Below are 9662 nucleotides of genomic sequence, written 5' to 3'. Positions count from 1 at the left end.
GCGAGTGACGTATCGAGACCAGACCCGCCGCACCCGCCCCCGAACCTCAACACGAGCTCACACCTGCCGCCGCGAAAACGTCAGATGGACAACCCCACTCGGCGACGACACCGGTTCGATGTGGAACCCCTCATCGAGACCCTCGAGACCGTCCCAGAGCCGCTCACCGCGACCCAGCAGAATGGGCACGACGACGATGTGCATCTCGTCGATCAGGTCCGCCGCCAGGAACTCGCGGATCGTGGTGGTGCCACCACCGATTCGGACATCTTTGCCCTCTGCAAGTTCTCTGGCCCGCTGCAATGCCTCGGCGGGCGCGGCGTCGACGAAGTGAAAGCTTGTGCCGCCGTTCATCTGCAGCGTCGGACGCGGGTGGTGGGTGAGCACGATGACCGGGCTGTGAAACAGCGGGTCGTCGCCCCACCACCCGCGCCATTGTTCGTCGGCCCAGGGACCGCGCTGCGGCCCGAATTTGTTGCGCCCCATGATCTCGACGCCGATGTCGGTAGCCCACCGGCTCGCGAACGCCTCGTCGACGCCAGTATCGCCCGGGCCCTCACCGTGGAAGCCCATCTGGGTGAATGTCCGCGTGGGAAACGCCCACTGCATGAGACGATGTCCGGCGTGGCCGAACGGCGCGTCGAGTTGTTGGCCTTCGCCAACGCCGAAACCGTCGAGTGAGACCGAGAAGTTGTGTACCCGAACCAGAGACATGCGCTTGTCCTACTCGCGCCCGGTGGCAGCGTTCGGGGCGGCACCGTCTTGGACGAGTTCGTCGACGTAGGACGCCAGATTGCCCAGCGTCTGCTCGCCGCCTTCGATCGCGTGATAGCGCTGCACCGCCTCGTCGCGGAGTTCGCGGGTGGGAAACACCGTGCGCATCACGATCCGGGTCTGATCACCGATCGGTTCGAAGGTGAGGACTGAGGTGAAGGCGTCGGGATCATCGCGAAAGGCTCCGTGCAGCAGTTCGATTCGCTCGGAGGGAATGATCTCTTGCCAGGTGATCCACTCCTGGTAGTCGGTCCCGTCCGGCCCGTGCATGACGAAATCCCAGATTCCTCCGGACCGGAACTCGAACGATCGGGTGGTGGAGGAGAATCCGTCCGGCCCCCACCATCGGGACAGATGACGAACCTGCGTGAACGCCTCGAATACCAATTCCCTTGGTGCGCTGATCATCCGCGACACCACAACCTCACGGTCGACGGTCATCTCGGCGGCGTCAGCCTCGTTGTTCGCTGTCATCGAAATCTCCCTCTCTTCGCGCCTGCTTCAGGTCGTGGACGTACTCGTCGAGCCGATCGAAGCTCTCGTTCCAGAACCGTTCGAAACCGCCCAACCACTCGCGAACCGGTTGCAGCCCTCGGGCGTCGAGGTCATACAGGCGCTGTTTTCCAGCGCCGCGAACCTGTACCAGCCCGACCTCCCGCAGCACGCGCAGATGCTTGGACGCCTGCGGCTGACTCATGCCGAGATCCTGCGCGACGTCGCTCACCGGCCGCTCGCCGCCGCGCAACAGGATCAGGATCTCGCGACGCTGCGGCTCGGCAATCGCATTGAATGCGTCGGAGGTCGTCGCCGCTCGCGCCATGCAGCCATCATATTCCTATATCGGAAAATGTAAAGGTCTACAGCAGCGACGCCGGTCGAATGTCGTAGAGAATGATCAGGACCTACGCGAGGCCATCTCGACGATCGATTCGAACCGCTCGCCCATCTGTTTGGCCAACGCTTCCGCGGCACGCAACGGACGAACCATCACCATGAAATCGACGATCTTGCCGTCGTCGTCGAATCGGAGGAAGTCGCAACCGGTGATGGCCAGTCCGTCGACCTTGGCCTCGAAGACGAGAGCATGATCACGGCCACCCGACTCGCCGATCTCGCGCACATAGTGGAAGTCTTCGAAGACCTGGACGACGGTGCGTAGGATCGCGCTCGTGATCGCTTTGCCCTCATAGGGTTTGAATGCGACCGGACTTCGGAACACCACGTCGTCGGCGAGCATCTGCTCCACCGTATCCATGTCGCGTGCGTCTATCGCCTGCCGGAATGCGGACATGCCCGTCCTCTCGCCTGTGATGCCGACCGGTGGACCGCACCCTCAATACTGTGCGACCCGGCCGTCCCGAGGGGCACGGTACATCGTCCACAACATGCGCGGAAGAGCACGCATCGGAAGCTGCCGCGGCCAGCCGTCGGGCCGCAGCAAGGCATCGGTTCCGCCGTCGACGGTCAACACGCTGCCGACGAGGAAATCCGCGCTCGGCGAGAGCATCATCGTGATCCAGTCGGCGAGTTGGTGCGGGGTGCCGTATTGCCGGATCGGGACCGGGAAGGACCGCACCTGAGCACCTGTAGGTTCCCGCCGGAGGTGTCAGTAGTGCGGCGCACGGGCCTGCGGCTTTCCAATTTCGTGTCAGTCAGGGATTCTCACGATCTTGTCGGAATCCTCAGGCATCCCGGACGATGTTTCGGTCCTGTGCCCAAGCCGCGAGAACCGAATCGAAGAGTCTGCTGCCTCGAAGCCTGAGTTCTGACTCAATGCGGACGATCGAGAGTGAGCTGTCGTTCGTGGAAATCGAAATGTCTGACGGGATATCGGTACAGCTCACCAATGGTCATGTAATCGGTGAAGAACGGGTCCCAGCGCACCGGGAAGAACATTCCCCGTCCCAACGCCTGCTCCGATTCGCGTTGCAGTCGGCGGCTCAGCGCACCGATGACCCGGTCGGCTTTCGTGCCCATCCGGTTCCGGTCAAACACCAGGGCTGCAGCGCATGAACCGTAGTAATTCACCACGTCAAAAGGCCGCGTACCGGCATCGAGGACCTGGGCGAATCGACGCTCCACTCCGGCGGGCAGCCGGCTGACCATCCGCACCAAGGGCAGCAGCGCCGCCACCACCATGTACCCGAAGACCATGTGGAACAACAGTTGCTCGTTGGTCCACCGCGTCCCCGCCGATCGACTCCGCAACGAGGTGTCGGAAGCGTCGGCGAGGAGCCGGTGCAGATGCACACGGGTGCGTTCGAGCTCGCCGGCGATAGCGGCCCTGTCCACCCGCTCGGAATGGCCCATGATCCACCACCTGTCCAGGGAGCCGACGGCACTCGATGGCCGTCGATACCAGACTTCCCCCTCCCGGGCGGCCTCCACAACTGCCGGCCGAATTCAGTCTCATGTCGCGAATCGATATAGCGCCCCCGTCGACCCTCGGATGCCACGTCGGACGTACCTGCCGCAGTGGCGCGGCGCGGATCGCCGTGTCGTGACCGCCGGACGGCTGGCGTAACAGCAGCAGCGCGGGATGACGTGCGCCGCTCAGAGATCGAACAGCGAGAATTGGTCCTTCTGTGCTCGAGTCTCGGAGTCGGCGAGGTATCGGTCGGCCATGGCCCGGGCGACGGTTTCGTCGCAGCCGAGCTCGGCGGCGACTTCACTCCAGTCGTGTCCGTTGTGCTGGAGTTGCCACGCCAGCTGGTGCAACTGTTCGTCCATGTCCATCAGCGCCGCTCCCGCGGTCGTGTCGGCCGGAACCCGTTCGACGACGCGGGTTCTCATTGAGACAGATGGTAAACGCGGATGCGGGCATGCGGCGGCAGACATGCCGCCCACCGTCTCGAATCGGCGACGGATCGCACGAGAGATAGGTAAACCCGCCCCCGAGGGGACGGGCGGTGTGCCGTCCATGGTGTCACCGTTTCCGTGAACATCTATGGACGCAGCGCCGGTCAGGGACCGGTGGGCAATGCGCGTCGGGACCGGGCGGCGACCACCCGATCGGCGACCCGGCCCGCGTCGCGACCGACACCGCGCAACGACGCCGACGACAGACTGCGCTGCCATTCGAGACCGACATACCCCAGCCCCGGGGGAGTGGTGGAGAGGCCCTGCCGGCGCCGGGGCCGGCCCGTCTCGTCGAGGGCGCCGAGACCCGTCAAATAGGGCAGGTGCGGGCGATAACCGGTGCCCAACAGCACCGTGTCGGCGGTGGTGCTCGTGCCGTCGGGCCAGAACACCCGGCGATCGTCGAGCCCGGTGAACAGCGGCCGCGGCCGCGGGTTGCCGCTGGCCAGGGCGCGGCGGTAGCGGCCGGTGTCGAGGACCTGCTGGGTCGGCGGCGCAGGCAGCCACGGCCCGACCGGGGCGCGGTCGACTCCGGTGATCGTGAGCCAGAAATGCACATCACGGCCGAACGGTCGCTGCGGCAAGAACTTCGGAGGTCGGCGGCTGGCGAGGGTGACGGAGGCGACCTCGGTGAGCTCGGTGGCGATCTGCACCGCGGAGTTACCGGCACCGACCACGATGATGTTCTGACCGGCCAGCGCAGCAGGCTCGCGGTAGTCGCTGGTGTGCAGCACCGTGCCGCCGAACGTCTCCAGGCCCGGCAGCGGCGGGATATTCGGGGACCCGAAGTAGCCGGTGGCCGCGATCAGGACCGGCGCGGTGGCACTGGCACCGGCGGCGGTCTGGGCGGTGTAGACGCCCGTGTCGTAGGTAACGGTCTCGACGCGGGAGCCGGTCACGATGTCGACGTCGAGTCCGGCGGCGTAGCGACGCAGATAGTCGACCACCTCGTCGCGCCGCGGATAGCGCTGCGGGTCGCCTGGAAACGCCAGGCCCGGTAGTGCGCTGTATTTCGCCGGGGAAAACAGGGTGAGGCTGTCGTAGTAGTGCGGCCAGGCCCCGACGGGCTCGTCGCCGGCTTCGAGCAGTCCGGTGCGCAGGCCTCGGGTGGATAGGGCGTGGGCGGCGGCGAGGCCGGACTGGCCACCACCGATGACGAGGGCGTCGTAGTCGGTCATGAGGTTCCTTCAGTGGACGGAGGGGCGGTCAGGCGCGGCACGGACGCGACCGCGAGGAGCGCGGCGATCACGGCGACGACTGCGAGGACGAGGTAAGCGGTGGCGTAGCTGCCGGTCGCCGACGCCAGGGCGGTTCCCGCCCACGGCGCCAACGCCATCACCACCACGATCGGGGCGGACATCAGCCCCCCGAGCCGGCCGTAGTGGGTCGAGCCCCACCGGTCGGTGATGGCGGTGGCCTGGATCAAGGTGAACAATCCGCGTACCAGTCCCGCGCCGATCGCCGCGCCGATCAACGCCGCGGCCGTGGTCACCGCCCCGAGCAGCGCGGTGGTTGCCGCGGTGCCGGCCAGGATCACCACGATGCGGCTGCGGACGCTGGTACGGGCGACCAGGGTCAGATAGCCGAGGCGGCCGAGGACCTGTCCGGCGCCGCCGAGCCCGAGCGTCACCGCCGCCACCGACGGGGAGAAGCCCTGTTCGAGCAGCAACGGCACCAGATTGAAGACCCCGGCGAAGGCGGTGAACGCACCGAGAGCCAACGCGGCCACCAGTGCGAGGAACGCGGGGCTGCGGGCGATCTCCCGGTGCCCCAGGGCCGCGCCGTTCGCCGGTGGGGCCGCGGTGGGCCAGGATCCGCGTAGTCCCCACCAGTGTCCGGGGATGGTGATCGCGGCGAGGATCGCCGCGAGGATCAGGTAGGTGGTGCGCCAGTCCGACTGCTGATCCACTGCGGAGGTCAAGGGGGCGAAGATGGTGCTGGCCAGGCCCGCGGCGAGGGTCAGGATCATCAGGGCGTGCACGGAGCGGTCGCCGTACCAGCGGGTCAGCGCGGCGAACGCCGGTGGGTAGAGCACCGCGCCCATCGCGGTGCCGGCCAGCAGCCATCCGGCGTAGAACACCGGCAGCGTGGGGGCGAGCGCGATCAGGACCAGCGCGGGGACGGCGAGGACCGAGCCGGCGGTCATGATCGTGCGCGGTCCGACCCGGTCGAGGATGCGCCCGACCGGGATACCCGCGAGCGCGGTGGCGAGCTGACCGAGCGAGAACGCCGCGGTGATCGACGTGGGCGACCAGCCGGTATCGGCGGAGATCGAGACCGACAGGACCGGGAACGCGTAGTACAGGATGCCCCAGCTGGTGATCTCGGTCAGGCACAGCACCGCCAGCACCCGCCGCAGCCCGGCGCCGGTGAGAGCGCCGGGCTGCGGGCGGGTCGACGTGTCGGTCACCGGCGTTATCCGCCGGTGCGGGAGAGGGTGACCAACTGCGGCTCGGGCGCACCGCAGCACCCACCGGCCGCGGCCTCGGTGGCGGTGTCGGCGGCGGGGTCGTCGAACACTCCGGCGCCGCCGCACACCCCGGTCTCGGGCAGGGTCAGCTCGACGCGGGCGGCGGCATCGTGGTCGCCGGCCAGGGCGGCGGCGATGCTGCGGACCTGCTCGTAGCCGGTCATCGCCAGGAACGTCGGGGCCCGCCCGTAGCTCTTCATCCCGACCACATAGAAGCCGGGTTCGGGGTGGGTGAGCTCGGCGACGCCGTGCGGGTAGACGGTCCCGCACGAGTGCACGTTCGGGTCGATCAGCGGGGCGAGCGCGGTCGGGGCCTGCAGCACCGGGTCGAGGTCGAGACGGATTTCCGAGAGCCACGACAGGTCCGGCCGGAAGCCGGTCGAGGCGATGACCTCGTCCACCGCCTCGAGGCGGGCGCCGGTATCGGACACCATGACGACCTGACCGTCGGTGGCGGGTTCGACGGCGGCGGTGCGGAACCCGGTGACCACGGTGAGCAGCCCGTCGTCGACGGCCTTTTTCGCGCGCAGTCCCAGGGCGCCGCGGGCAGGCAGTTGGTCGTCCTGGCCGCCGCCGAACGCGGCGCCGACCTCGCCGCGGCTCACCGCCCAGGTCAGCCGGGTGCCGGGGTCGGTGCGGGCGAGCTCGGCCAGCGCCACGATCGCGTTGAGTGCCGAGTGGCCGCTACCGGCGATGACGGTGTGCCGGCCGGCGTAGCGGTCGCGCACCGCATCGTCGCCCAGGTCGGGGACGCGGTAAGTGATCTTCTCGGCTGCGGCGCGTTCCCCGAGGGCGGGCAGGCCTTCGCCGCCGAGCGGGTTGGGAGTGCCCCAGGTGCCGGAGGCATCGAGGACGGCGCGGGCGAGCAGGCGGGTTTCCGTGCCGTCGCGGTGGCGCACGTGCACCGACAGGGGTTCGGTGTCGCGGCCGGCGTCGACGATGCGGTCGCGGCCGCGGCGAGCGATGCCGACGACCTCGTGATCGAGGCGGACCGCGTCACCGAGAGCATCCGCCAGTGGGGTCAGGTACTGCCCGGCCCAGTCCTGGCCGGTGGGGTAGGCGTCGTCCTCGGGCGCGGTCCAGCCGGTGGTGTCGAGGAGGCGGCGGGCGGCGGGGTCGATCAGTTCGGCCCAGCGGGAGAAGGTGCGGACGCTGTGCCATTGCGTGATGGCGGCTCCGGCGGCGTCGCCGCGTTCGAGCACCAGCGGTTCGAGGCCGCGTTCGCGCAGGTGGGCGGCGGCGACCAGGCCGATCGGTCCCGCTCCGACGACGACAATGGGCAACTCGCTCATGACAGATCCTTTCATCGATGGGTATCGATCTAATCTGCTGTCAGAGTATCGATGGTCGTCGATGTATGCAACCATCGATGCCGATCGATATAGTGGGGGTATGACAGCACTCGGTCTACCGATCACGGCGACCCCCGGCGCGGAGGTGGACCTCGACGCCCTGAGCCCGCAGGACGCGGCCACCTACGCCGGATGGTTCGCCTGCCTGGCCGAACCCACGCGGGTGCGGCTGCTGCACCACGTTGCCGCGCATCCGTCCGGCATCACCGTCGGCGAGCTCGCCGACAGGCTCGGGATCGGCCAGCCCACCATCTCCCATCACGTCCGCAAACTCGCCGACGTCGGCTTCGTCACCACCGGCAAACAGGGCACCAGCACCGTGGTGCGGATCAACCCGAGCTGCTGCAGCGACCTGCCCAGTGCCGCCGATGCGGTCATGGGGGTGCTCACCGCCCGCCCGTGCTGCCCCGAGGACGTCCCCGCCGACGTGGCCGTGCGCCCACTCGCAGGCGGTGACTGGGAGGCGGTGCGCCGCATCTACGCCGACGGCATCGCCACCGGCGCCGCGACGTTCACCACCGAAGTCCCCAGCCGCGACCACCTCGAGCACCAGTGGTTGCCCGAGCATCGCTGGGTCGCCGAGATCGACGGACAGGTCGTCGGCTGGGCAGCCTTGAGCCCGGTATCGAACCGCGAGTGCTATCGGGGGGTGGCCGAAAATTCGGTGTATGTCGGCGACGGCATGCGCGGGCGCGGCGTCGGCAAGGCCCTGCTGCGCACCCAGGTCATCGCCGCCGATCAGGGCGGATTGTGGACGCTGCAGACCTCGATTTTCCCGGAGAACCGGGCCAGCCTGGCGCTGCACCATTCGGCGGGTTTCCGCACCGTGGGGGTGCGCGAACGCATCGGCCGGCTCGACGGCATCTGGCGCGACACCGTGCTGCTCGAACGCCGCTCCGAGGCCGTTCCCGCCACCGAGAACCAGTGAGAGCGAATCGGGTGGAGATGGACATCGAACTGCCGTACTTCGACGGCTGCCCGAACTGGGAGCTGATGCGCGACCGCCTCGCCGAGGCCCTGGCAGCGACCGGCAACGCCGGTACCCCGATCCGGCTGCGGCGTATCGAGACCCCGGAGGCCGCCGAGCGCGTCGCCTTCCCCGGATCCCCGACCATCCGCATCGACGGGACCGATCCGTTCGGCCCCACCGAGGGCGTCGGATTGACGTGCCGCGTCTACCGCACCGCCGACGGGCACGGGGGTGTCCCGAGCACCGCCGATCTGATCACCGTGCTGCGGCAGGCCGAACACCGGTAGAGACCGGGTATCGGCTTGACCTTCGAGTCGACTCGAGGGTTCACCGTCGCGGAGTGAGCATGCTCCTCCGGGGTCAGTTCAGCGGATAGAGCATCTGGGCGGTCGCGGCGTAGGCGGTGTCGAAGTCGACGGCCAGCACTGCCTCGACCGGCCCGAGCACCGCGCGTGGCTCCCAAGCCTGGCCGGTGCGGCTACGCCACGCGGTGCCGGCGGTGTCGATACCCCACAACGAGCCATCCGGCGCCGCGGACAGCAACGCCAGCGGTGGGGCGTCCGGCACCACGGCGAAGGTGAGCCCGCCGTCGATGCTGTGCTGCAACCCGGCGGTAGTGGTCGCCCACACCCCGGCGTCGGTGACGGCGAGGGCGGCCGCGGCCACCGGGGCGCCCGCGGTCCAGCTGCTGCCGCCGTCGGTGGAGGTCAGCAATCCGGTGACGCCGTCGAAGCCGACCAGCAGCTCACCGTCGGTGGCCAAGGCGTGAAAATCCACCTCGCCGCTCAAGGATTTGGGTATCCAGGTGTGGCCGCCATCAGTGCTGTCGATCAGCCCCAGCGGATTCGGCGCCGAACTCGACGCCCCCGGATGCCCGGAGGCGAACAGACGGTCGGTGCCCGGCGCCCCGGTCAGTCCCATGAAGTCGTCGTCGGAGACGCCGACGCGGGTGGTGCGCCCGTTGTCGGCGATCTCGACGAGGCCGGTGTGGGTACCGGCCAGCACCACACCGCCGGAATCGAGGTGCAGACCGTGCAGATGATCGAGGGCCGGTTCCAACGCGACGCCGGGCACCTCCGAGACCGCCGCCGGCTCGGTGGTCGTGGTGGATTGTTCACCGGTCGCACAGCCGGCGAGCACAGCCACCGCAGCAACAGGCACCAGGACACGCGCCCACCGGCGCAGGGAAAAACTCGACATGAGAAGAAGGAACTCGTTTCGGATCGATCGGACGGCG

The 9662-nt window shown here is 68.5% G+C and carries 12 protein-coding genes and 1 pseudogene; 2 read left to right on the top strand and 11 right to left on the bottom strand.

The window, feature by feature from the left end; translation table 11 throughout:
• Window positions 1–57: 57 nt before the first annotated feature.
• From OSB52_RS19060 to OSB52_RS19015, 10 genes and pseudogenes are all read right to left on the bottom strand, one after another.
• Window positions 58–714: a dihydrofolate reductase family protein gene (locus tag OSB52_RS19060; protein ID WP_266063095.1), complete on the bottom strand. Its 657-nt coding sequence runs from the start codon at window positions 712–714 to the stop codon at window positions 58–60.
• 9 nt (window positions 715–723) lie between these two features.
• Window positions 724–1248 (bottom strand): SRPBCC family protein, encoded by a 525-nt coding sequence (locus tag OSB52_RS19055; protein ID WP_266063094.1) that lies wholly within the window; start codon window positions 1246–1248, stop codon window positions 724–726.
• Window positions 1226–1594, bottom strand: coding sequence for an ArsR/SmtB family transcription factor (locus OSB52_RS19050; RefSeq protein WP_266063093.1), 369 nt, complete (start codon window positions 1592–1594; stop codon window positions 1226–1228). The genes OSB52_RS19055 and OSB52_RS19050 overlap by 23 nt, the downstream gene beginning before the upstream one ends.
• A gap of 75 nt (window positions 1595–1669) precedes the next feature.
• On the bottom strand, window positions 1670–2065 hold the full coding sequence (locus tag OSB52_RS19045) for a nuclear transport factor 2 family protein (protein ID WP_266063092.1): 396 nt from the start codon (window positions 2063–2065) through the stop codon (window positions 1670–1672).
• Window positions 2066–2107: 42 nt separating this feature from the next.
• Window positions 2108–2365 (bottom strand): annotated as a pseudogene (locus OSB52_RS19040) (SDR family oxidoreductase); the annotation flags it as partial.
• 179 nt (window positions 2366–2544) lie between these two features.
• Window positions 2545–3084: a DinB family protein gene (locus tag OSB52_RS19035; protein ID WP_059384781.1), complete on the bottom strand. Its 540-nt coding sequence runs from the start codon at window positions 3082–3084 to the stop codon at window positions 2545–2547.
• Window positions 3085–3327: 243 nt separating this feature from the next.
• Window positions 3328–3567 carry a hypothetical protein gene (locus tag OSB52_RS19030; protein WP_226435577.1) on the bottom strand — a complete coding sequence of 80 codons (240 nt, stop codon included), beginning with the start codon at window positions 3565–3567 and terminating at the stop codon, window positions 3328–3330.
• 170 nt (window positions 3568–3737) lie between these two features.
• Entirely contained in the window at window positions 3738–4811 is a 1074-nt protein-coding gene (locus OSB52_RS19025) for a flavin-containing monooxygenase (protein WP_064063732.1), read from the bottom strand.
• Entirely contained in the window at window positions 4808–6043 is a 1236-nt protein-coding gene (locus tag OSB52_RS19020) for an MFS transporter (RefSeq protein WP_064063733.1), read from the bottom strand. Before OSB52_RS19020 ends, OSB52_RS19025 begins: the two co-directional genes overlap by 4 nt.
• 5 nt (window positions 6044–6048) lie before the next feature.
• The gene (locus OSB52_RS19015; RefSeq protein WP_266063091.1) at window positions 6049–7395 is read right to left on the bottom strand and encodes an NAD(P)-binding domain-containing protein; all 1347 of its coding nucleotides are present in this window, start codon (window positions 7393–7395) and stop codon (window positions 6049–6051) included.
• A gap of 100 nt (window positions 7396–7495) precedes the next feature.
• Here OSB52_RS19015 and OSB52_RS19010 point away from each other — a divergent pair, with 100 nt between their 5' ends.
• Window positions 7496–8383 (top strand): helix-turn-helix domain-containing GNAT family N-acetyltransferase, encoded by an 888-nt coding sequence (locus OSB52_RS19010; protein ID WP_064063735.1) that lies wholly within the window; start codon window positions 7496–7498, stop codon window positions 8381–8383.
• On the top strand, window positions 8380–8712 hold the full coding sequence (locus tag OSB52_RS19005) for a thioredoxin family protein (RefSeq protein WP_245207826.1): 333 nt from the start codon (window positions 8380–8382) through the stop codon (window positions 8710–8712). Before OSB52_RS19010 ends, OSB52_RS19005 begins: the two co-directional genes overlap by 4 nt.
• 73 nt (window positions 8713–8785) lie before the next feature.
• Here OSB52_RS19005 and OSB52_RS19000 read toward each other — a convergent pair whose 3' ends face one another.
• On the bottom strand, window positions 8786–9625 hold the full coding sequence (locus tag OSB52_RS19000) for a F510_1955 family glycosylhydrolase (protein WP_064063736.1): 840 nt from the start codon (window positions 9623–9625) through the stop codon (window positions 8786–8788).
• Window positions 9626–9662: the final 37 nt, after the last annotated feature.

Source organism: Gordonia aquimaris (genome assembly GCF_026262595.1).
Lineage (GTDB): Bacteria > Actinomycetota > Actinomycetes > Mycobacteriales > Mycobacteriaceae > Gordonia > Gordonia tangerina.
This window is presented reverse-complemented; position numbering and strand designations above follow the sequence as displayed.